Below are 21,514 nucleotides of genomic sequence, written 5' to 3'. Positions count from 1 at the left end.
GATCACATGGGGCGCGTCCGGCTCGCAGGTCTCCGTCAGGTGCGCCTTGTAGCCGGTCCAGCCCGAGCCGCGCTTGATCCCGTAACGGGCATCGGAGTCATAGGGCGAGCACAACCGGTGATGAACCGGCGGGAGATCCTTGCCCTCCCGCCGGCGCACCCCCCTCTCGTCGCGGTGGTACTGCTGGACCCAGGAGACCCGCAGGGCCTGCACCGCCTCGATCTCCCGCAGCCACCCCGGAGCCGTGGGAGCGTAGACCGCTTCCAGCAGGAAGAACCCGTCTCGTCCGACCTGCTGGGACCACTGTTCACGGACCTCTTCACCCTTGGGGAAGCGGTAGTCGTCCACACGTGGCCCATAGCGCTCGGCCCACTCGCGTCGATCAGGCCGGACAGCCAGGTCGGGGCCGCGACCGCCAGAGCTTCCAGCGCGGCCCGCAGCGTCTCGCCGACGAACTCCATCCGATTCAGCGTCCGCACCGCCGCCAGCACGTGCGTGGAATCGGTCCGCTGCCGGCCACCGCCCTTGAGACGGGCGGGAACAGGCTCAGCACGGAGGCATCGAACCCGGGATCATCCAGCTCCAGGCCGAGGAGGAACTTCCAGTCCATGCGGGCCCGCACCTGGTCAGCGGCCTGCCGGTCGGTCAGCCCCTCCGCATACTGCAACACCGACACCAGCGCCAACGCCCCCGGTGACACTGCAGGACGCCCGCGTGAAGGGAACGCCCCGGCGAACGCCGCGTCCTCAAACAGCGGGCCCAGCGCCTCACGGATCCGCACCGCGAGCGTCCCATTAGGAAACGCGGCCCGTACCACCCGGGCCGTAAGCTCCGGCACCCCCACGTCAGCCCGAGGCTCCAGCGACATCCTTCTCGGCCCTCCCACGATCACAGCAACGATGGAGGACCAACGACACCCGCCTGCTCGAATCACGCCTTCCTCAGCAGAGTCCTGAAGACCGGTGCACTGCGAATAAGTACGGTAGCACCGTGTGGCGGGATCCTTTTGAACCGTGGCGATCTCGCCACTGTCAACGGCGAGAGCCGCGGGCGAGCCTGGTGGCGAACGGAAGGGACATCACTCATGACTCGCATCGCCATCAACGGATTCGGCCGCATCGGACGCAATGTGCTGCGCGCGCTTCTGGAGCGCGACAGCGCCCTCGAGATCGTCGCTGTCAACGACCTCACTGAGCCCGCGACTCTCGCCCGGCTGCTCGCCTACGACAGCACGGCCGGCAGGCTCGGGCGCCCGGTGACCGTCGACGGGGACGCCCTCGTCGTCGACGGCCGTCGGATCACGGTGCTGGCCGAGCGCGAACCGAGGAAGCTGCCGTGGGCCGAACTCGGTGTCGACATCGTCCTGGAAGCAACCGGCCGCTTCACCTCGGCCAAGGGCGCCCGCGCTCACCTCGACGCGGGCGCGCGCAAGGTGCTCGTCAGCGCACCGTCGGACGGCGCCGACGTCACGCTCGCGTTCGGGGTCAACACCGACGCCTACGACCCGGACCTGCACACGATCGTCTCCAACGCCTCCTGCACCACCAACGCGCTCGCGCCGCTGGCCGCGGTCCTCGACGAACTCGCCGGTATCGAGCACGGGTTCATGACGACGGTGCACGCCTACACGCAGGAGCAGAACCTGCAGGACGGTCCGCACCGCGACGCCCGTCGTGCTCGGGCCGCCGGTGTCAACATCGTGCCGACCACGACTGGCGCCGCCAAGGCGATCGGTCTCGTGCTGCCGAGCCTGGACGGCAAGCTGTCGGGCGACTCGATCCGCGTGCCGGTGCCGGTGGGCTCGCTGGTCGAACTCAACACGACCGTCGCCCGTGACGTGACGCGCGAGGACGTGGTGGCGGCATACCGCGCCGCGGCGGAGGGGCCGCTCGCCGGCATCCTCGAGTACTCGGACGACCCGCTCGTGTCGTCCGACATTGTGGGTAATCCGGCCTCGTCGATCTTCGACTCGGCCCTTACCCGGGTCGACGGCCGCCACGTGAAGGTGGTCGCGTGGTACGACAACGAGTGGGGCTTCTCGAACCGAGTGATCGACACGCTGGAGTTCCTCGCCAGCCGCTGACCGGGCGCCGTGGCGCGGTCAAGGGCGCTCTTCGAGCGTCGCTGTGTTGGAAAACCCGTTGCCTGGGCGGCTTTGCTGCCTTGGACGCAGAGAACGGGCCTGTGGCCGGGAGTGCCGTACCGAACCTGTGGCAATGGTCGGCGTGACCCGCGCGGTCCGGTCAGGGCGAGGTGATGCGCTGGGGGTCGGGCAGGCGCGTTGCGGTGGCCGGCTCGTAGACGCTGGCGAGCGCGGTGAACAGCAGTGCCACGCCGAAGGAGCCGGGGTCGGGCACTCCGATGGCGTGCTGGCCCACGTAGCTGGCGCGGCCGCGTCGGGGGGTGAGGGACGCGGTGCTCAGGGCGCCCTGGATGGCCGCTTCGGCGGCGGCGGTGAAGGGGCTGTCGGCAGCCTCGCGGCCGGCCTTGGCCAAGGCGCCGATGGCGGGAGCGAGTGCATCCACGAGGGTGCAGTCGCCGACCTTGGCTCCGCCGACCCGGTGGATGGCGGCGAGGCTGGATTTCGCTGCGTCGGCGACGGACAGTGCATCAGGCGCCTGGTTGTCGGACCAGGAAACGGTGGCCAGGTCCTGGAAGAGGAGTCCGAAGAGCGGGCCGCTGGTGCCGCCGACGTCGTTGAGGAAGGCCTCGGCCAGGGCGGCCACGCCGTCGGTCGCCGATTCGTTCCTCTTGACCGCCCGGCGCACGCCACCGACCAGGTTGTCGCCGAAGTCGCCATCGCCGACGAGCTGGTCGAGGGCGGTGAGGTTGTCATGAGCCTGGGAGACGATCTCCGAATAGCGGTCGAGGACGGCCCGGCCGGCCGGGGTCTGCTCGCCCGCGTGCACGGGGGTGGCGGCCGGTTCGGTTACGACACTCGCCGCGGTGTCCGGGGCCAGGGTGAGAGGGGAAAGGAGCAGCGGCGTCTCGGTAGGTGCCGTCCACAGCTCGGCCCACTCCGCCTTCATATGGGTGAGGGTGATGGAGAAGCCGGCCATGTCCTGGGCAGCGGTGAACGTGCCGGGCAAGATGGCCAGGGGTGTAATGCCGCGGGCCGTCAGCAGGTCGTGCAGGATCGAGCCGATGGCGTGCAGTTCCAGGCTGGTCGTGGCGCCCAGGCCGTTGACGACGGCCAGGACCTTGTCGTGCCCTGCGGGCAGGGCCTCGAGCAGATCGTCGGTCATCTGCCGGACGAGCTCCTCGACGGGGCGGTGGTCGATGGTGCGCGTGCCGCGCTCGCCGTGGATTCCGACACCGTAGTCGAGCGTGCCGGGGCTCAGGTCGAAGGCCGGCGCTGCGGTCGAGGGTGAGGTCTGGGCTCGTGCCGCGACAGCGAGGCTGCGGGAGCGCGCGACGATGTCCGCGCCCAGCGTGGCGAGGTCCTCCAGTTTGGCGCCCTGGTCGGCGAAGGCTCCCAGCAGCTTCTCCAGGACCACGGTTGCGGTGGTGCCTCGGCGGCCGGTCGCGGTGTCCGTGTTGTCGGTGGCCAGGTCGTCGTCGACGAGGACCGTGGCTACGGGAATGCCGTCGTGGCGAAGGCGTTCCGCCGCGATCTGAAAGTTGATCACGTCGCCGGTGTGGTTCTTGATGATGAGCAGGACGCCGTTGCTCTTTGCGGCGGCCGCGCCGGCCTCGTAGATCTGCCGGTTGTGGGGGGAGGCGAAGATTTCGCCGGGGCACAGGGCGTCGAGGCCGCCGGGGCCCAACAGGCCGGTGTGCAGCGGTTCGTGGCCGGAGCCGCCTCCCGAGACCAGCGCGACCGTGCGGTTGGGGTTGCTCTTGCGGGCCCACAGGTACAGAGGGCTGCTGTTCACTTCGATCAGGCCGGGGTGGGCCAGGGCGAGACCGCGTGCGGCGCTGAGGACCGTGTCGGCTTGCGGAAGGAAGTACGTCATGGGGGCAAGCTCCGTTGGAAAAGCGAGGGTGGATGGATCAGCGACCTGAAGGCGGTGGGGTGTTTGAGGTCAGCTGAGGGGGCTGGCGGTGCGGCTCAGGCCCAGGCCAGTTGTGATCGGTGCGTCCAGTAGGCGTCGGAGTGCTGGGCAGGCTCGGTGAGCCGCTGAAGCTGGGTGGGGCTGAGATGAACGCGCGCTGCGGCGAGGTTGCTGGTGAGCTGATCGACCGTGGCGGCTCCGGAGAGCACCACGTCGGCCCAGGGCTGCGCGGCGACGGCCGCGAGGGCGACGGCATCGCACGAGGCGCCCTCCTGCTGGGCGATCTCGCGCAGAGCGCTCATGTCGGGCGCGAGGTGGGGCTCTGCCAGGCGGCCGTTGGCCAGCGCCTCCTTGATGATCATCACGCAGCCGGCGTCGTGTGCTTCGGCGAGAGCGCCGCGCGCGGCAGGCTCCAGCAGGTTGTAGGTGGTCTGGACGCTACCGAACAGCGGCCTTCCGCTCACCGTGACGGACAGCGCTGCGCGGATGGTGTCTGCCTGGCTGGGGCGGCTGGTGGACAGGCCGACGGTCACTCCTTCTTCCCTCAGCCGTGCCAGCCGCTCATGCAGGGCGGTGTCGGTCAGTGCGGGACTGTCCGGGGTGACGGAGTGAATCTGGTAGAGGTGGAGCCGGCCTCCGAGCAGGGCGCGGGTCTCGGCGACTTGGCGGTCATACGCGTCAGTGCTGTGGTCCTTGACCTCGTGGACATCTGCCTGGATCTGCCAGTCGGCGGTGTAGGTGTAGCCCCACTTGCTGCCCACCACGAGGTTCGTGACGTCGGGACGGGCCTGAAGCCACTGGGCGAGGTACGTTTCCGCCAGTCCGTAGGACCGGGCGGCATCGAAGTAGCGCACTCCGTGGGCATAGGCCGCGTCCATCAGGGCAAAGGCCCGTTCTTTGAGGGCTTCGGCCGAGCGCACGGCGGGCAGATCCGCGTGCCGGCCCAGCGTGATGTACCCGGGCCGGCCGGCGGCAGCCAGACCCAGACCGATCCGCAGGGGCGAGGCCGCCCGGAGCTCAGACTCATTTGAGAAAACCCTCTTGGCAGTTCTTGTGACAGTGGGCCGCAGGAGGCGCCGGGCAAGGGAGGGTCATCCCAGGCCGATACCGGGAGCCGCTTGATGCCGTGTGTGGGTGTGGCGGTCGGTCACGCATTCGCCGCCGTGTCGGCGAGGGCGCGGAAGATCAGGGCGGTGGAGGCGGCACCGGGGTCCTGGTGGCCGATGCTGCGGGCGCCGAGGTAGGAGGCGCGGCCCTTGCGTGCCTGCATCGGTGTCGTGGCGCGCATGCCCTCTTCTGCGGCGTCGGCCGCAGCCGCTGCCGCTGCGGCGAAGTCGCTTCCTTGACGGGCCTGTTCCTCGAAGGCGGCCACGGCGGGCGCGTACGCGTCGATCATCGTTTTGTCGCCGGGGACGGCCGCCCCCAGCTTCTGGATGCTTTCCAGGCCGGCGGCGAGTGCCTCAACGAACGCGAGCGGGTCAGCGAGAGGGGTGTCCAGGGCCTTGCCCAGTGCGCGGAATGCGCCCCCGTACAGCGGTCCCGAGGCGCCCCCGATGGTGGAGATGAGGGTGGTGCCGGTCTTGGTGAGGACGACTCCGACCGCGTCGGGGGTGAGGTCCGATACGGCAGCGGCAGCGGCAGTGAATCCGCGGTGCATGTTGACGCCGTGGTCGGCGTCGCCGATGGCCGAGTCGAGCTGGGTGAGGTGGTCCTTGTGCTGGTCCACGGCGGCGGCGATGGCCTGCACCCACGCGCGGGCGAGGTCGATATCCATGGAGGGGTCTCCGTTCAATGAGCGGTGAATACGGGATCGGTGGTGGGAAGAGCCGGGGGCGGGGCGCAGTTCACACGGCTGCCTCTGCCTGGCCGCGCCTCATGCACAGCCCCGCCCCCGACCCGGTTCAGGCCCCCAGTGCAGGGCGGGGGTGTTCACGGGCGCGTCCCAGAGGGACAGCATGTCGGCATCGGCCTTGCACACCATGATGGGGACACCCGTCATGTCCAGACTGGTCACGTAGTTGCCCACCAAACAGCGGGCGATGGTCACGTTCTTCGCGGCGAGGACGCCTGCCACGGCGTAGACCATCGTGATGCCCGCAGCGGCGAAGGCGAGCGACATCATTCCCAGCTGTGCCACGGCCAACGGGGCACCGCGGCCGATGATCGCGAGCGCGGGGACGAACCCGACGCCGATGAACACCAGCACGGCCATCCCCAGCGTCTCGGCGAGGCGCCTCTGTGGGCAGGAGTTCTCTTCCATCTGACGGCGCCCGGTGCCGACGCCGGCACGGACGCTTCACCTCCTCCGCGCAATGCGGGCTGTGAAGGGGAGGAGCCGCCGGGTCCTCCTGTTCGGGCGGAACCCGGCGGCCATGTGGGGGAACCGGACGATCCACCCTCTCCGGAATTGTTCATTATTGATGAACGTTGTTCCGGAAGTTAGGCCCACGTTTCACGCCTGTCAAGAGGCTCAGCACTCGCTCGGCCGCACGCCGCGCCGGGCCGAGGCCGCGATGCGGGGCTGGGCGCCTAGGCGCCCGGGGCGTAGGCGGCCCGGCGCGGAGCTCCCAGGTCGCGGGAGAGATTGCGGGCGGTTTCCCGCACCGCCACGGCGAGTTCCTGACGCGTGGACTCGCCCAGCATGCGCTCCACCGGGCCGACGATGCCGATGGCGCCCGCCACCTCGCCGGAGCGGTCGAAGACCGGCGAGGCGATGCCCGCATCCCCGATGGCCGACTCCTGGTCCTCGACCGCGTACCCGGCCTTGAGGACCTCCTCCAGGTGGCCTGCCAGCGCCTTCCGGTCGGTCATACTGGCGCCGGTGAGCACCGCCAGCTCCCCGGCGAGCAGGCCGTCCCGCACGGTCGCCGGCGACGACGCTGCGATGGCCTTGCCCAGGGCGCACGTGTTCCACGGGATGCTCGCGCCCACCTCGAGAATCTGCACCGCCCCCTCAGGGCGGAACGCATGGTGGACGATCAGTACGTGGTCACCCGTAAGGACTCCCACCCACACGGCCTCCCTGGTTCGGTTGGCCAGACCGTCCGCCCAGGTCAACGACCGTGTCCGCAGCTCCTGCGTATCCAGATAGGCGTTGCCCAGCTGCACGAGATTCGGCCCCAGCTGGTACTTCGAGCTGTCCCGGTCCTGTGCGACCAGGCCCTCGATCTCCAGTGTGCGCAGCAGTGCGTGCACCGTGGGCTTTGCGACGCCCAACCGGTCGGCCAGCTCAGTCACGCCCAGCCGGGGACCGCCTGAGGCAAGTTCCCGCAAGATCTGCACTGCCCTGTGCACGGCCTGGACCATCGAAATCTCCGATTCAGTATTGATGAACAGCGTTCCGAGATTTAATGTGGCTGTTCATGAGCACACCCGTGGGCATCGTACTCGTGTCCCATAGCGCCGAGCTTGCTGCAGGCCTGCGCCTGCTGGTGGAGCAGATCGGCTCCGACACCGTTCCCGTCGTCACCGCGGCCGGAACCGAGGACGGCAGGATCGGAACCAGCTACGACCTTGTTCTCAACGCCATCAAGATCGCCGACCGGGGCGCCGGGGTCCTGGTTCTTCCCGACCTCGGCAGTTCCGTTCTGACCACCCGTACCGTCCTGGACGACCACCCCCGCCCCGACGTCGTCCTCGTCGACGCCCCCTTCGTCGAGGGCGCCGTCGCCGCAGTGGTCGCTGCCGCATCCGGTGCCGACCTGCAAACCGTAGTCAACTCCGCTGAAGAGGCCCGCAATGTCCGCAAGCTCTGATGCCCCCAGCACCACCGGCCACGAAGCAACCGTGGTGCTTCCCGCCAACCTCCACGCCCGCCCCGCGGGCCGGCTCGCCCGCGCAGCAGGTCAGTTCTCCAGCACCATCGAGCTGGACTACAACGGCAAGACGATCAATCCCACCGGAGTGCTCGGCGTCATGGGACTGGGGGCCACGGCCGGAAGCACGGTGACCGTACGAGCCACCGGTCCCGACGCCCACGACGCGGTCGCCGCACTGACCGACGTCCTGGCGAACGCCGAATAGCTCTGATCGTCATGAGGCCCCAGATGAAGAGCCGCGATCCTTACGTAGCCACGGGTGGCACCCCTCCGGTCGGCCAAGCCGAGTACACCTGCCCGCTGCCGCACATCCCAGCAGCCGTCCCCGCAATGCGCCACCACGCGCGCACCGTGCTCGGGCACTGGGCCATGCCGACGGCAACAACAGACGACGCGATCCTGGTGATATCCGAACTGATCACCAACGCCATCACTCATGCCCTGCCGCCGACGGTGCTGCGGCTGTCACTGCCGGACGTCGACAGTCGGACGGCTTTGCGTGTGGAGGTCATTGGCGGCGGCCCTGCTCACACCGCCGGGTCTGCACCCGCCGATGTCCTGCATGTCTTGGCGGAGCACGGCCGTGGAGAAGGCATCATCGCGGCTCTCGCCCTTCAGTACGGCATCTGCGGACAACAACTGTCGGGTCTCGATCGATCGGGAGCAGTGGACCCTCGCTGACCTGAGCTGCCTCAACTGAGTGAGACGTTCCGTACAGCGGGCTCACTCAAGTTGAGGCAGCTCATCAAAGACTGAGATCGGGTCGAGCCTGTGACTGCGCCGTCAGTCAGCTCGCGAGGCTGCCGCGAAGATCCAAGCAACACCCTGTCATCGAGGCGAACCTGGCAAGCCCGGTGCTCAGTGGCCGCCGCGCGGTTCGAAGCAGCCGGTCTCCAGAAACCGGCCGTTGACTGTGACCTGGTAGTTCGTCGGTTGCGTGAATGCGGTGACACAGGCGTCGTGACGGACCCGCAGGGCGATGCGGGCACCCTCGGGCCTGACTGGGTGCGTGTCGGTGAGCCCGAGCCGCGTTCCCATGTCCTCCACGAAGAGCGTTCCACGGCCCTGCTCGCTGTCGGGGCCTTCGTTGCGGTAGCCGAGCTGGAGCAGCGCCGCCCGCACGCTCTTCGGGTCCCACACTCCGTTTTTCCACAGGCGTTTGAGGACAGGTTCGATGCGTTCAGCCTCCCCCCGGGCGATCTCCTCACTGGCGGGGGACATGTCCTTGGGGACCTTGAAGCCGTTGTTCTCGCGGTAGTGCGGGGCTCCACCGTGGGAGCCGGGCTCCACGTTGCCCCGCGCGGGACCCATGGAGGAGCGCGTGGGCGAGGGGGTCGCGCCGAGGCTCGGGGCGAGACCGGTCACCGTCGGGCCGGTGCGCTGCTGGCCGCAGGCGGTCAATATCAGGATGGCGCCCAGAAAGAGGCCCGTAGCAACGTATCTGGATCTGGATATCTGCACGAGGAGGACTCTGGCACGAGCACCGGACCGACGTCCGCAGGGCCAGTCAATCTGAGGCAGCGAGGCCGGATGCCTCAGATTGGCTGAGCCTGCCCCCACTTCAGCGAGACCGGACACCGCCGAACGCTCCGTGCGCCCCGTAGTCGTGACCCGCAACGCCGAGGGTTACCGTCACCAAGACGGTGCGGACGCCGGGTCCGACGAAGACGGTCACCGAAGCCGCACAGGATGCTGCGGCGGACACAAGCGGGAGCAGCGACACCGGCACCTGCTCGATCGTCTTTTCAACTCGGGCAACTGCTACGAAGCGGGGCAGTACTGCCGGAACAGCGACCACGGCGCTTCGACGACGGCTGCCGGCGGTGCAAACATCACGTGCACCTACCGCAACGGGTGGCGCTGGGCCTACTCCTGACAGCGTGAGCCCTCGCCCCGCCATCCCGGGGCGGGCGTTGTGGCGACCAGACCGGCTTGAACGATACGGCCGTTCGGAGGCCGCCCCACCTGCTCGAAGCCCCCTCTGAGTGTTCCGTGCTCTCCCGCTCCCGTTCGTACAGCAGCGCGGCCAGCAGCGTCACCCTCAACGGCAGCGGGTGCGTGCGCAGGTGGGAGGGAGACTCCAATCCACCGGATGGCGTGTCCGCGACCGTACTTGTCCACCGTAACGGCACCACGGGTGCCTGCCTGTCTCGGCCCCGGTCTCCTATCTCTGACCCACGGTGCAAGGTAGCCGCGCAGGGCGGCCGGTCACCCGGCTCGTGGGCCTCGCGCAGCCGCTCGCGCGCGTCGAGCGCCTCCGGTTCCAGCGCGCAGCGCCTTCTGAGATCCGGTCCGCCTCGGGGCAGCCCAGGAGCAGACCGTCGACCGTGACCAGCCAGGCCGCCACGCCGGATTCGCCCTGCAACCGCATCGGCCCGTTCGGAGTCGTGATCACGTGGCTGGGAAAAGGGTTGGACGGGGTAATGCTCGGGCTTGTAGCTTCCAGTTGACCGTGACACCGCCCGAGGAGGTGAGACCCATGAACGCTGTAGCGATGTGGGTGCTCCCCCTTCCGGTCACGGTCGGGCGATTGACGTAGGTGTCGCCAGGAGCGCCTCGACAACAAGGCACTCCCGAAAGGCAACACCTATGGACTCTCCGCAGTTCACCGCCGAGCCGTCGTCGAACGATACGGTCGAGCGCGACTTCACCGTGGGCGACGTCCCCGGACTCCGGTCGTCGGCCTCCGGCGCTGATCGCGCGCCCCTCATGTTCGACGTGATCATTGCCGGGTGCGGGCCGACTGGCGCGATGCTGGCCGCCGAACTGCGGCTGCACGGTGTTCGGGTACTCGTTCTGGAGAAGGAAACCGAGCCCGCGTCGTTCGTCCGCATAGTCGGTCTGCATATTCGCAGTATCGAGCTGATGGCAATGCGCGGACTGCTGGATCGCATTCTCGAACACGGAAGACAGCGTCCGGCCGGCGGATTCTTCGCCGCCATCACCAAACCCGCGCCCGAGGGCCTGGATTCCGCCCACGCCTATCTGCTGGGCATCCCACAGCCGGTCATCGTCCACCTGCTCGAAGAACATGCGATCCAACTGGGTGCGCAGGTCCGGCGCGGTTGTGCGGTCGCCGATTTCGAGCAGGACGACGAGGGTGTGACCGTCGAGCTGGCCGACGGCGAACAGCTGCGTTCGCGCTATCTCGTCGGCTGTGACGGCGGGCGCAGTACGGTGCGCAAACTGCTCGGCGTCGGCTTCCCCGGCGAGCCCTCGCGGACCGAGACGCTGATGGGCGAGATGGAAGTGGGTATGCCGCAGGAGGAGATCGCCGCCAAAGTGACCGAAATCCGCGAGACCAATAAGCGATTCTGGCTCAGGCCCTTCGGCGAAGGGGCATATAGCGTCGTAGTCCCCGCCGAGGGAGTCAGCGATCGCGCAGAACCGCCCACCCTCGAGGATTTCAAACAACAGTTGCGCGCCATCGCCGGAACCGATTTCGGCGTGCACTCCCCGCGCTGGTTGTCCCGCTTCGGGGATGCCACCCGGCTGGCCGAACGTTATCGGGTCGGGCGGGTGCTGCTGGCCGGCGACGCGGCACACATCCATCCACCCACCGGCGGACAGGGCCTCAACCTGGGCGTTCAGGACGTATTCAACCTCGGCTGGAAACTGGCCGCACAGATCCGCGGCTGGGCGCCGGAAACACTGCTGGACACCTATCAGGCCGAACGTCATCCGGTCGCCGAGGACGTGATGGACAACACCCGCGCCCAGATGGAACTGCTGTCCACCGAACCGGGCCCGCAGGCCTTGCGCAGGCTGCTCACCGAACTGATGGATTTCGACGAGGTGAACCGCTGTCTGATCGAGAAGATCACCGCGATCGGTATCCGCTACGACTTCGGCGAAGGCCAAGACCTGCTCGGCCGCCGCCTGCGCGACATCGACGTGAAACAGGGCCACCTCTACGGTCTGCTGCATCGCGGCCGCGGACTGCTGCTGGACCGCACCGAACGCCTGACCGTCGGGGGCTGGTCAGACCGGGTCGACTACCTCGCGGATCCCACTGCGGTACTGGATGCTCCGTGCGTCCTGCTACGCCCCGACGGCCACGTCGCCTGGATCGGCGACGATCAGCAGGACCTGGACGACCACCTCTCCCGCTGGTTCGGCACGCCCGCCAACTGATTTCGCCTCAGCAACCGAAAGGGCCCGTGAGGAGGATCGAACGGCCAGTAGCGAGCGGCGCTGATGGCCGCTTCGACCGTCGACGAAGGTGACAGTGCGGTGCAGGCGTGTTCCCAGTCCGCCGGTGGTCCGTGGGTGACCACGAAGGCGTGCTCCCCGGCAGCGGGCTTGCCGTTCCAACCGTTGGGCAGACCGATCGAGCGGGTGATCTGCTCACCTGGGATCGCGGGGATCCAGGTGCTTCTGCAGGAACGCGATCTCCGCCTCGACGGCCTGTTCGTGCGATTCGAGGAACGGGGCGTAGTGGCGGCCGGACAGGTGAACCACTTCGGAGCCTGGCACGTTCCGGGCCGCCCGGACGGCGAGGCCGGGGAGCGCGCTTTGGTCCTGGTCGCAGACGACCACCAGCAGTGGGCATCGTATCCGGGAGGCATGGCGGCCGGGCCGGTACCCGCCGAACTGCAGGACGATCCGTGCGGCGACCGTCTGCTCCCAGTTCGTGTGGCGACGCTCGGGGTCGAGGGCCCGGTCGCCGTCCATGGCGTCGGGCGTGGTGAGCGAGGCGACGGCGCCGCGCGGTCCGGCGGTGGGGACCAGCAGCGGCGGACGCCCGGCGAGGCCCCCGAGCGTGTCCGCGACGCCCAGGCCGAGTAGCCGCAGCAGCGCGAGGGGCGTCATGGAGCGCAGCGCATGGGGAGCAACCGCGCGGGCGTCGACCAGCGGGGTTTGGGCGATCGCGCAGGCGAGTCGAGGGTGGTCGGCCGCGACACGGAAGACGTGGCCGCCCGCGAGCGAGAAACCCCAGACCGAGATCCTGTCCGGGTCGACGTCGGGCAGACCGGCCGCGTACTCGATCGCCGCGTGCCAGTCGGCGACCTGCTCGTCGAAGCGGACGATCTGGCGCGGCGTGCCCCCGCTCTCTCCGAACCGTCGGTGGTCGAAGGCGAGGACCGCGAAACCGGCGTCGTTGAACCGTGCGGCGAACAGGTCCGAGGCCGGTTCCTTCGTCACCGAGGTTCCGCCGGCCATGATCACGCAGCCGCCGTTGGACCCCGGGTAGTGCCAAGCGGCGCATGAGGTGTCGCCGCTGGCGAAGCGTACTTTTTCCCGTTGCTTGAACGCGGGCACATGGACCTCCGTGGTGGATGCGTCGTTCTCGGGGTGCTGCAAAAACCGCGGGCCTGCGGCGTCGTCGCACCGCAGGCCACCTGTGCAGGGCCGCCGGTGGCAGCCCCGGAGGTGCCTAAGGTCAGCCGATCAGGCCGGGGCACCAGATGCGCGGGCCGTGGATCATCGGTTGCTCCTTCCGTGGCTCGCGTTCCCCGACGTACGTCACGGACCGGGCGGAGTGGATGACATCCATGTTTGGGTCGTGCTCCCCGAGACGGGCCCCGCAGCGCGACGGAATGGGCGAAACTTGCCTTCATGGCGCGAGTATCGGCGGATTCCGTACTGAGTCTCATGGATCAGCGGCTGGTGGCCGCGTTGCAGTGGGACGGCCGCCTCACCGCGGAGCGGGCAGCCCAAGTGCTGGGGCTCAGCCCCGCCACCGTGCGCCGCCGCCTGCACGCGCTCGGCGCCGACGGCACCGTGCGCGTGGTGATCTCACCGGTCGCGCGACCGCGCAACGGCGGCTCGGCCGGGGCCCTGTTCCTGCGCATCCGGGTCCTGCGGGGAAAGCTCGACACGATCGTGGCCGCGCTCGCGGCGCGCAAGGACATCCCATTCATCGACGTCACCACCTCGGGTGACGAGATTTTCGCGGTCGCCCGCACCGAGCCGGGTTCACGCGACCCGTTGGTCTTCCGGCAGCTGCCCTCCACCCAGGCGGTCACGTCCCTGGAGAGTGCCACGATCCTGCACGTCTTCCGGCTCACCTCCGAGTGGCGCCACCAGGTACTGACTGCGCCCGAACGCGCGGCGCTGAGCCCGGCTGAACCGGTCCCCGAAGCGACCGCTTCCGGTTCCCCGGGCCCGTACGGCGTCGACACCGATGCCCTGGAACAGTCCCTCATCGACGCTCTCACCCTCGACGCGCGCCTGACCGCGACGGCCCTGGCCGCGCGCACCGGCCACTCGGAGAGCACGGTGCGCCGACGCCTCGCCCAACTTGCCGCCCAGGGCCGCCTGATCACCCAGGTCCTGGTCGAGCCACGCCGCCTCGGGCTGCCCATCGAGGCCAAACTCCTGCTGCACGTGGCCCCCGACCATCTGGCCGCCGCCGGGCGGGCGCTGGCCGACCACCCCTCGGTGCACGGCGCGTTCGCGACGTCGGGACCCTCGAACCTGCACGCGGCCGCGTACTTCCCGGACCTGACGGCCCTCTACGGCTTCCTCTCCCGCGACCTGGTCGGCCTGGGCATCACCCACGTCGAGACGGCCATCGTCAGCCGCGCCGCCAAACGCGCTCCCGCGCCGGTCCAGCCGCTCCCGTCGAGGTGACGGCACCGCCGCGCCGACGGGGGGCAATTGGGCGAGCAGGGTGCGCAGCCGAGAATCCACCGCCGTCGCGTCGAGGCGGTCGTCGACGGCCTCCCAGGGGTCGTCGGGGCGCTCGGGCCCCGGCAGATCGGGCCCTGGTGCGGCGACGCGTCGCCAGTGCCGGGACAGGACGAATCTGGCCACTGCGAACAGCCGGCCGCGGGCGGGTCCGCGCCGCCGGTCGAAGTGGCGCCGGGGCGCGTAGGCCTGGAGCCACAGCTCGGCGAGCAGATCGTCGGCGGCGGCGGGCGCGCGGCGCGCGGCGCGCGAAGTAGCCGTGCAGAGCCGCGGAGTGGCGCTCCACCAGAGGCTCGAAGGCGGCAGGGTCCCACGCTGTGCGGGCCGGCAGCTCCTCGTCGTTCAGGTCCGTGGTCACGGGGGCTCCGTCTCCGGACCGCCGGTCGGCGGTCTCACCCTTTACTTGCCGCGACCGCCGGGAGCCTTCGCGGACTCGGCGCCAAGAGCCCGCGCTGCCCTTCACGAGACTCCGCGCCGGGACCCCGGCCCTCCCCGTGAGGGGCGAACCTGCCCTCCCCCTCACGCGTCGCCCAGCTCCGTCCTCACCCTCGCCCCGCATGAAGGCACCACCCCCGACCGCCCGCCGAGCACCCCCTCCCGGACGGTCGCCCAGCAAGCCACCCCCTGTCGACTCCACGGACAGTCTCTGCGAAGCCAGGTCCATCTGTGCGTGCCGGATCTGAACCTCCGTCACCATGAGACGTGCCGCCCGACTCCCGCACCGCCCGCAGGAACTGCCGTGCCCGCGGCGGTCGGGGGATCGCGATGCCCTCGGCGAAGGTGGGCGCCATGGGCGTGTCGCCGACGAGGTCGTCCGCGCCCTCGGACCACGCATGGGCCAAGCGACCGCCGCGGACTGGACGGCGTACAGGGCGGGCCGGCGATCGATGAGGCCCGCGCCATGCAGTTCGGCAACCGCGAGGGCGGCGTCGAGCAGCAGCGTGCCATTGCCGACGGGGCCGCTCCCCGCAGTCCAGCGCTCTGCTCGCACGCTTCCACCAGACCCCGTCCGGGCCCCGGCTACGTAACAGCGGCACGCTCGGCGTTTTGGCCACCGCCGCTCCAATCCTCGGCCCTTGCAGCGCAAGGGTCGATGCAACCCGCAAGCACCGGCGCGCGCTCAATCGCGGGGTTACCAACACGACTGAAACACATGTGTTCGAAATTCCGGCTGATTCGTTGAGCCATACGAACCAGCCGCACAACCGTCAAGGGGGACCAGGTTGACTTCGGCCAACACACAAGCACAGGCGACTCTACGGATGAGCGCAGCCACAATGGCCCGGCGGCTGCCCACGCCGGCTGGGCCGGGAGGTGCCCGGTGAAGAGGTTCTTCGGACGCGTGCAGATGGCCGAGCCGGAGGTCTCCGACGCCGAGCAGGAGCTCTTCGGCGGTCCTTTGCGCTACGACTTCGGCTGGTCGGAACACGAGCGTGCCCGACTCGACTTGACGATGATGTCGGCTCTGCGCTCCATGCCCAGGCTGGTCGGGGCGGCCTTGCGGATGGCGTGGCAGGCGGACCGCCGCGCTCTGCTCACTGTCGCGATCAGCGAGATCGGGCAGGGCGTCGTGGCGGCCGTCGGGTTGCTCGCGGTCAACTCCGTCATGCACGCGCTGCTCGGCTCGGGCACCCCTGGGCAGCGATTGCAGGCAGTGCTGCCGGGCTTGTTCACCGCCGCCGGAGCGGCCGCGGTCAACTCGGGCCTGGCCGGATGGTCCACCTCGCGGGCGGGCCGACTGGAGCCGCTGGTCGAGCGGATCGCCACGACCCAGTACCTGGCCGCCGCCGCGTCAGTGGAACTGGAGGCCATCGAGGACCCGGAGTTCCGGCGGCTGATCGACGTCGCCCAATACGGTGCCGGATCCGCCCGCCGCATGATCGGCGCCTGCGTGGCCGCCCTGAACGGGAGCATCTCCCTGATCTCCACGGCCGGCGTCCTCACCATCCTCCACCCGGTCCTCCTACCGATGCTGATCCTGATCGCGGCACCGCGCGGCTGGGGTGCGATGCGGGTGGCGCAGGAACGGTACGTGTCGGTGATGAGCTGGATCGAGCACGTGCGGGCCAGCCGCCTCATCGGCAACCTGCTCACGGAGCGGACCGCCGCACAGGAAGTGCGCATCCACGCCGTCGGGCCGTTCCTGCTCAGCCGCTACGAGCGTATGGCCGAGAGCGCCGAGGCCGAGCAGGAGCGGCTGGCCTCCAGCAAAGCCGTCACCGAGTGGGTGGCTGCCGCGCTGTCCGGCCTCGCCGTGGCGGCGACGTACGCGGCGATGTTCTGGCTGATCATGAGCGGGCACATGAGTCTGGCCGTAGCCGGGACCGCCGTCATCGCCGTCCGGGCCGGCTCGGCGAGCCTGGGCGCGCTGGTGATGAACATCAACCAGCTGCACGAGGAGTCCCTCTACGTCCGCGACCACGCCCTGTTCCTGGACGAGGCGGCACGACGCACCATTCCCAACGGAGGCGATCCCGTTCCGCCACGGGTGAGGCAGGTAGTCCTCGACGAGGTCAGCTACCGCTACCCGGACCGGGAAACTCCCGCCCTGAACGGGGTCTCACTCACGCTGCCCATGGGCTCGGTCACCGCCGTGGTCGGCGAGAACGGCTCCGGCAAGAGCACTCTGATGAAGGTGTTGTCGGGCCTGCTGCTGCCGCAGAGCGGGACCGTGTTGTGGGGTGATGCCGACGTCGCATCCCTCGACCGCTCCGAAGTCTTCGACCGCGTTGCGCTGCTCACTCAAGACTTCCAACGCTGGCCTGTAACAGCGGCATTGAACATCCGGATCGGCCGACCGGCCCAGGAAGCCGGACCCGAGGACCTGCAGCCGTCCGTCGACTACGCGGGTGCCGGACCGGTCATCGCGAAACTTCCCTACGGCCTTCGAAGCCTGCTCGCCAGGATGTTCCGCGGTGCAAGCGAACTCTCCGGCGGCGAGTGGCAGAAGATGGGGCTCGCTCGAACCCACTGGCGCAGCTCCGCCTCGGATGCCGACAGCGTACTCATCGTGGACGAGCCCACCTCCGCCCTCGATCCGGAAGCCGAGATCGCCGCTTTCGACCGCATCCGCCGGCTCGCCGCCCCGAACCGGGCCGTCGTCTTGGTCACCCACCGCATGTCCGGCGTCCGCCACGCCGACCGCATCTACGTCCTGCACCACGGAAAGCTCACCGAGCACGGCAGCCACGATGAACTCATGGCCGCCCAAGGGCGCTACGCCTCGATGTTCGCCGCGCAGGCCGCACAGTACGCGCCCCAGGCCGGCGTCCCGAAGCCCGCCTCACCCACCGTCGCGGATCCCGCATGACCCGACCGATCGAAAGGCCCACCGTGACGACGCCTCCCACCACCGACATCGACGAAACGAGCGCCCTGCGTCACCAGTTGACCGACCAGCTCACCGCGGCCGACCACATCCGCACCACCGCCGTCGAGCACGCCTTCCGCACCGTGCCCCGGCACTCGTTCGCCCCCGAGGTGCCCGCCCAGGAGGCCTACGCCGACAACATTGTCGCCATCTGCCGTACCGACGACGGCCGCATCACCAGCTCCATCTCCGCGCCCTGGCTGCAGGCCGACATGCTCGAAGCGGCCCGCATCCAGCCGGGTGACCGCGTTCTGGAGATCGGCTCCGGCGGCTACAACGCCGCCCTCATTTCTGAACTCGTCGGCCGTGCAGGCAGCGTCACCACCCTCGACATCGACCCGGCCGTCACCGACCGCGCCATCCGCTTCCTGACCGAAACGGGGTACGACCGCGTACATGTGGTCACCGCCGACGCCGAACACCTCCCGTCCGACGTCATGCCGGACGAGGGTTTCGACGCCATCATCGTCACCGTCGACACCTGGGACCTGCCCTGGATCGGCGCCCTCGCCGAGGGCGGGCGCCTCGTCGCACCGCTGCGCCTGCACCAGCACACATGGGCCATCGGCTTCACCAAACGCGATGGCGCCCTCCACAGCGACGAGCCGCTGATCGTCTGCGGCTTTGTGGCCATGCAGGGCGCCGGCGCCTGGGATCCCCGCCGCCGCACCGTCGCGGGCACCAGTGTCCATCTCTTCTGGGAGGACGGCACCGCGCTGCCCGTCGATCAACTCGCCCCCGCCCTCACTGGCGAACCGTACGTGGCCCACACCCACGTCACCGTCGGCGGTCAGGAACCCTTCGACGCCCTCACCCTCTACCTCGCCGGCGCGCTGCCCGGCTTCTGCCGCCTCGCCGTCGACCCCGACGGCAACAACGGGGTCCTGAACCCTCCGCCGCGTCACTGGCCGGGTGCGGCCATCGTGCGCGGCGCCTCGCTGGCACGGTTGGCCACGGAGCGCATCGCCGAAGGCGAGGACGGCAACGGCGTGTACGAGCTGGTCGTCCACGGCTACGGCCCGACCGGTCACCTGGCCGCCCAGGAGATGGCCGAACAGGTCCAGCACTGGCAGCGCAACCACCGCGCCGCCCTCTGCCCGCGCATCACCATCCAGTCCGTGACCGACTGCGGTCCTCTCCCTGATCCCCGCGATCGGCACGTGTTCGTCAAGAAGCACACCCGCATCGCGATCGACTGGCCGGTCGTGCCCGGCACGGCAGCCTTGCTCACGGATGACCAGGAGCGCTACCTGCTCCACCTGCGCTCGGCGAACAGGCCGATCTGGCGGCCGGGGCAGTGGGCCCTGCTCGGCGGCAACACCGAAAAGGGCGAACACCCCGACGAGGCGATCGTCCGGGAACTCGCCGAAAAAATCGGGCTCCCCATCCCGGACCTGACCGGCTTCGCCACCCTGGACACCCTCGATGCAGGCGGATCCCTCAAGGACCGCGTCCGTGTCTACCAGGGCACCCTCAACATGCCCGCACACGAGATCGAACTGCGCGAGGGCATCCAGCTCCGCTGGACCCGCATCGAGGAGACAGCAGAGATGACCATGGACCCCGGCACCGCCGCGGTCCTCCAAGCCCACCAGGACGCTGCGCACTCCAGCCCCAGCCCTGACAGCCCGCTCCCCACCGTGGAAGTCCGCGAGCCGAGTGATCACCGCAGCCGCACCATCGTCGGCGCCCACCTGGTCCTCATCCGTAACGGGGCCGTCCTGCTGGGCAAACGCCACCCGAGCAGCGCCTTCGCACCCTCCACATGGCACCTGCCCGCCGGCCACCGCGAGGACACGGAAGCCACCATCTCCTGCATGGTCCGAGAGGCCAAAGAGGAGACCGGACTCGACATCGCCGAGGGCGACTTGTCACTCGTCCACGTCATCGACCTGCTCGACCCCGACAGCCCGATCCCGCGTGTCCAGTTCTTCTTCTCGCCATCCCAGTGGGAGGGCGAACCGATCGTCCGCGAACCGGAGCACTGCACCGAATGGCGCTGGTGGCCGCTCGACGCACTGCCCGAGCCCATCGTGGAGTACACCCGCACCGCCCTGGAAGCCATCTCCCACGGCACCCTCTACACCGCGATGGGCTGGACCTGAGGATCCCGCCCGCAGAGCCGGCGACCCCCAAGTGTCGTCAGTCGTCACGCTGCCTCCCTGAGACCGCCGCTACCGGGAAAGGACGTGCCCCGCACATGTTCACCACGCAGGACGAATGGGACCATGGCTACGCCGACGGCCGCCGCTATCGACAACTCAGTGACAGTGAGCGCGCGCTGCTGGCCACTCATGTGCCGGCACCGGCCGGAGGAAGGGCCCTCGATGTCGGGTGCGGGCTCGGTGAACTCGCAGCTCACCTGGCCGGCCTCGGCTACGCCGTTGACGCCGTCGACTGGTCCGAGACCGCCCTCGCCGAAGCCGGCACCCGACACGAGGAGGCAGCTCGATGGCTTCACCTCGACGTCGAAGGCGACAACTGGACACCACTGGCCGACGGCTACGACCTGATCACCCTGCGATTCGTCGCTCCGTTCCTCACATCCCGTGATCGCACCCTGCACAGGCTGGGCCACCGCCTGCGCCCCGAAGGCACCCTCGTGGTCATCACCCCCCTCGCCGCCGACATCCCGGCCGAGCGGCGCGGTATCGCACTCGACGAGGACGAACTCGCAGCAATGCAGAACCGCTGGTCCACTGCCGAACGCCACGACAGCGAAGGGCTGGCCTTCCTTGTCCTGCGTGGTCCGGGTCAGAACGAGAGCACACCGCAAGACAGTTCCCTGGCCGACGGAGAGAAGGGCACGCCGTCCAGCACCCAGGGCGCCAAGCCGGCCTCCCCGCGGCAGCATCACTTCCACCTGTTGGGGCGCTACTACGGCCAGGTGGAGTCGGGGCGAAAGACGGTCGAGGTACGTGTGGCCACCCCAAAGAAGGCAGCCGTCGCAGCAGGGGACGCCATCGTCTTCCACGACCGGGACAGCGGTCGCGAACTCGACATCGTCGTGAGGCGGGTCACCCGGTACGCCTCGTTCGAGGACCTTCTCAATGCAGAGGATCCCTCACACATCGACCCTGACGCATCGCGCGAGGAGTTGTTCGTGACCCTCCGCAGCATCTACCCACCGGACAAGGAAGCGCTCGGTCCCCTGGCCTTCGAGTTCGACCACCGCCCGGCGCGACCCGGCCACTCCCTGCCGGTGACGCCCTCGGACTACGTGCAGACCGTGCCCCACCACACGGTGTACGGCTGCCTATACGTACGCGACGAACACGACCGGCCCGTACAGCTGCGCTCGGTCTACGGATCCCGGCTCTGGCAATTCCCGGGCGGCAATCTCGACGCGCAAGGGGACGACCCTCTCCAGACCGCGCGCCGCGAAGCTGTCGAAGAGACCGGGCTCGAACTCGGCTCCGGGACGCCGCGATTGATCCTGACGCACTTCCTTCATGCCGGGCCCCGGCTGCCACTGAACAAGGTCGGCTTCGTCTTCGACGGAGGGCGCCTCACCCGCGACCAACTCCGCCGGATCCGCCTCGATCCCGCAGAGCACGACATGTGGGCCGTTCACGACCTGGCCGGATGGCGGCAGTTGATGGCACCGCGGGCCTTCGCCCGCCTCGACGCCGTCGAACGGGCCCGGCTCGGCCAAGGCCCCGCCTACCTCATCACACACACCTGAACCCAGTCCCGCT

17 protein-coding genes and 2 pseudogenes are annotated in these 21,514 nt (G+C 69.3%); 9 read left to right on the top strand and 10 right to left on the bottom strand.

Annotated features, from left to right (window positions below):
* Both ACIBK0_RS40985 and ACIBK0_RS40980 read right to left on the bottom strand, forming a co-directional pair.
* Nucleotides 1-348: pseudogene (locus ACIBK0_RS40985) on the bottom strand (IS1182 family transposase); the annotation flags it as partial.
* Between the two features lie 118 nt (nucleotides 349-466).
* The gene (locus ACIBK0_RS40980) at nucleotides 467-781 is read right to left on the bottom strand and encodes a transposase (RefSeq protein ID WP_399091892.1); all 315 of its coding nucleotides are present in this window, start codon (nucleotides 779-781) and stop codon (nucleotides 467-469) included.
* Nucleotides 782-1,084: 303 nt separating this feature from the next.
* On the opposite strand from ACIBK0_RS40980, the gene gap reads away from it, so the two are divergent.
* Entirely contained in the window at nucleotides 1,085-2,083 is a 999-nt protein-coding gene (gene gap, locus ACIBK0_RS40975; RefSeq protein ID WP_399091889.1) for a type I glyceraldehyde-3-phosphate dehydrogenase, read from the top strand.
* Between the two features lie 160 nt (nucleotides 2,084-2,243).
* Here the strand turns inward: gap and ACIBK0_RS40970 are convergent, their stop codons facing one another.
* The 5 genes from ACIBK0_RS40970 to ACIBK0_RS40950 all read right to left on the bottom strand — a co-directional run bounded on the left by ACIBK0_RS40970 (nucleotide 2,244) and on the right by ACIBK0_RS40950 (nucleotide 7,301).
* The gene (locus tag ACIBK0_RS40970; protein ID WP_399091886.1) at nucleotides 2,244-3,956 is read right to left on the bottom strand and encodes a dihydroxyacetone kinase subunit DhaK; all 1,713 of its coding nucleotides are present in this window, start codon (nucleotides 3,954-3,956) and stop codon (nucleotides 2,244-2,246) included.
* Nucleotides 3,957-4,051: 95 nt separating this feature from the next.
* Complete coding sequence (locus ACIBK0_RS40965; RefSeq protein ID WP_399091912.1) at nucleotides 4,052-4,993, bottom strand: aldo/keto reductase; 942 nt, start codon at nucleotides 4,991-4,993, stop codon at nucleotides 4,052-4,054.
* A gap of 149 nt (nucleotides 4,994-5,142) precedes the next feature.
* Nucleotides 5,143-5,769, bottom strand: coding sequence for a dihydroxyacetone kinase subunit DhaL (dhaL, locus tag ACIBK0_RS40960; RefSeq protein ID WP_399091883.1), 627 nt, complete (start codon nucleotides 5,767-5,769; stop codon nucleotides 5,143-5,145).
* A 99-nt stretch (nucleotides 5,770-5,868) separates the two neighbouring features.
* Nucleotides 5,869-6,207 carry a dihydroxyacetone kinase subunit DhaK gene (locus ACIBK0_RS40955; RefSeq protein ID WP_399091909.1) on the bottom strand — a complete coding sequence of 113 codons (339 nt, stop codon included), beginning with the start codon at nucleotides 6,205-6,207 and terminating at the stop codon, nucleotides 5,869-5,871.
* A 317-nt stretch (nucleotides 6,208-6,524) separates the two neighbouring features.
* Nucleotides 6,525-7,301: an IclR family transcriptional regulator gene (locus tag ACIBK0_RS40950; protein ID WP_399091880.1), complete on the bottom strand. Its 777-nt coding sequence runs from the start codon at nucleotides 7,299-7,301 to the stop codon at nucleotides 6,525-6,527.
* Between the two features lie 56 nt (nucleotides 7,302-7,357).
* Here ACIBK0_RS40950 and dhaM point away from each other — a divergent pair, with 56 nt between their 5' ends.
* Genes dhaM through ACIBK0_RS40935 form a run of 3 tightly spaced genes read left to right on the top strand, consistent with a single transcriptional unit; the run spans nucleotide 7,358 to nucleotide 8,494 of the window.
* Nucleotides 7,358-7,750, top strand: a complete 393-nt coding sequence (gene dhaM / locus ACIBK0_RS40945; protein ID WP_399091877.1) for a dihydroxyacetone kinase phosphoryl donor subunit DhaM — start codon at nucleotides 7,358-7,360, stop codon at nucleotides 7,748-7,750.
* Nucleotides 7,734-8,018 (top strand): HPr family phosphocarrier protein, encoded by a 285-nt coding sequence (locus tag ACIBK0_RS40940; RefSeq protein ID WP_399091874.1) that lies wholly within the window; start codon nucleotides 7,734-7,736, stop codon nucleotides 8,016-8,018. Before dhaM ends, ACIBK0_RS40940 begins: the two co-directional genes overlap by 17 nt.
* A gap of 23 nt (nucleotides 8,019-8,041) precedes the next feature.
* A complete protein-coding gene (locus ACIBK0_RS40935; protein ID WP_399091871.1) occupies nucleotides 8,042-8,494 on the top strand; it encodes an ATP-binding protein in 453 nt (150 codons plus the stop codon).
* Nucleotides 8,495-8,671: 177 nt separating this feature from the next.
* Here the strand turns inward: ACIBK0_RS40935 and ACIBK0_RS40930 are convergent, their stop codons facing one another.
* A complete protein-coding gene (locus ACIBK0_RS40930; RefSeq protein WP_399091868.1) occupies nucleotides 8,672-9,274 on the bottom strand; it encodes a hypothetical protein in 603 nt (200 codons plus the stop codon).
* Between the two features lie 1,128 nt (nucleotides 9,275-10,402).
* Between ACIBK0_RS40930 and rox the strand changes: the two genes are divergently transcribed.
* Nucleotides 10,403-11,947, top strand: a complete 1,545-nt coding sequence (gene rox / locus ACIBK0_RS40925; RefSeq protein ID WP_399091865.1) for a rifampin monooxygenase — start codon at nucleotides 10,403-10,405, stop codon at nucleotides 11,945-11,947.
* Between the two features lie 213 nt (nucleotides 11,948-12,160).
* Here rox and ACIBK0_RS40920 read toward each other — a convergent pair whose 3' ends face one another.
* Nucleotides 12,161-13,075 (bottom strand): alpha/beta hydrolase, encoded by a 915-nt coding sequence (locus tag ACIBK0_RS40920; protein ID WP_399091862.1) that lies wholly within the window; start codon nucleotides 13,073-13,075, stop codon nucleotides 12,161-12,163.
* A 297-nt stretch (nucleotides 13,076-13,372) separates the two neighbouring features.
* On the opposite strand from ACIBK0_RS40920, the gene ACIBK0_RS40915 reads away from it, so the two are divergent.
* Nucleotides 13,373-14,389, top strand: a complete 1,017-nt coding sequence (locus ACIBK0_RS40915; protein ID WP_399091859.1) for an Lrp/AsnC family transcriptional regulator — start codon at nucleotides 13,373-13,375, stop codon at nucleotides 14,387-14,389.
* A 576-nt stretch (nucleotides 14,390-14,965) separates the two neighbouring features.
* Here ACIBK0_RS40915 and ACIBK0_RS40910 read toward each other — a convergent pair.
* A pseudogene (locus ACIBK0_RS40910) lies at nucleotides 14,966-15,404 on the bottom strand (threonine synthase); the annotation flags it as partial.
* A 363-nt stretch (nucleotides 15,405-15,767) separates the two neighbouring features.
* On the opposite strand from ACIBK0_RS40910, the gene ACIBK0_RS40905 reads away from it, so the two are divergent.
* From ACIBK0_RS40905 to ACIBK0_RS40895, 3 genes are all read left to right on the top strand, one after another.
* Complete coding sequence (locus tag ACIBK0_RS40905; protein ID WP_399091856.1) at nucleotides 15,768-17,756, top strand: ABC transporter ATP-binding protein; 1,989 nt, start codon at nucleotides 15,768-15,770, stop codon at nucleotides 17,754-17,756.
* A complete protein-coding gene (fxlM, locus tag ACIBK0_RS40900; RefSeq protein ID WP_399091853.1) occupies nucleotides 17,753-19,921 on the top strand; it encodes a methyltransferase, FxLD system in 2,169 nt (722 codons plus the stop codon). Before ACIBK0_RS40905 ends, fxlM begins: the two co-directional genes overlap by 4 nt.
* Before the next feature lie 95 nt (nucleotides 19,922-20,016).
* On the top strand, nucleotides 20,017-21,501 hold the full coding sequence (locus tag ACIBK0_RS40895; RefSeq protein ID WP_399091850.1) for a methyltransferase domain-containing protein: 1,485 nt from the start codon (nucleotides 20,017-20,019) through the stop codon (nucleotides 21,499-21,501).
* Nucleotides 21,502-21,514: the final 13 nt, after the last annotated feature.

The sequence above is a fragment of the Streptomyces sp. NPDC050564 genome (assembly GCF_044457265.1).
Lineage (GTDB): Bacteria > Actinomycetota > Actinomycetes > Streptomycetales > Streptomycetaceae > Streptomyces.
Note: the sequence above shows the minus strand (reverse complement) of the source record. Positions and strands in the feature narration are given on the sequence as shown.

Excerpts from the sequence above, each read along its gene's own strand:
- gap (WP_399091889.1), top strand. The coding sequence starts at position 1,085 with ATGACTCGCATCGCCATCAACGGATTCGGCCGCATCGGACGCAATGTG.
- ACIBK0_RS40970 (WP_399091886.1), bottom strand. The coding sequence starts at position 3,956 with ATGACGTACTTCCTTCCGCAAGCCGACACGGTCCTCAGCGCCGCACGC.
- dhaL (WP_399091883.1), bottom strand. The coding sequence starts at position 5,769 with ATGGATATCGACCTCGCCCGCGCGTGGGTGCAGGCCATCGCCGCCGCC.
- ACIBK0_RS40955 (WP_399091909.1), bottom strand. The coding sequence starts at position 6,207 with ATGGCCGTGCTGGTGTTCATCGGCGTCGGGTTCGTCCCCGCGCTCGCG.
- ACIBK0_RS40950 (WP_399091880.1), bottom strand. The coding sequence starts at position 7,301 with ATGGTCCAGGCCGTGCACAGGGCAGTGCAGATCTTGCGGGAACTTGCC.
- dhaM (WP_399091877.1), top strand. The coding sequence starts at position 7,358 with ATGAGCACACCCGTGGGCATCGTACTCGTGTCCCATAGCGCCGAGCTT.
- ACIBK0_RS40940 (WP_399091874.1), top strand. The coding sequence starts at position 7,734 with ATGTCCGCAAGCTCTGATGCCCCCAGCACCACCGGCCACGAAGCAACC.
- ACIBK0_RS40935 (WP_399091871.1), top strand. The coding sequence starts at position 8,042 with ATGAAGAGCCGCGATCCTTACGTAGCCACGGGTGGCACCCCTCCGGTC.
- rox (WP_399091865.1), top strand. The coding sequence starts at position 10,403 with ATGGACTCTCCGCAGTTCACCGCCGAGCCGTCGTCGAACGATACGGTC.
- ACIBK0_RS40915 (WP_399091859.1), top strand. The coding sequence starts at position 13,373 with ATGGCGCGAGTATCGGCGGATTCCGTACTGAGTCTCATGGATCAGCGG.
- fxlM (WP_399091853.1), top strand. The coding sequence starts at position 17,753 with ATGACCCGACCGATCGAAAGGCCCACCGTGACGACGCCTCCCACCACC.
- ACIBK0_RS40895 (WP_399091850.1), top strand. The coding sequence starts at position 20,017 with ATGTTCACCACGCAGGACGAATGGGACCATGGCTACGCCGACGGCCGC.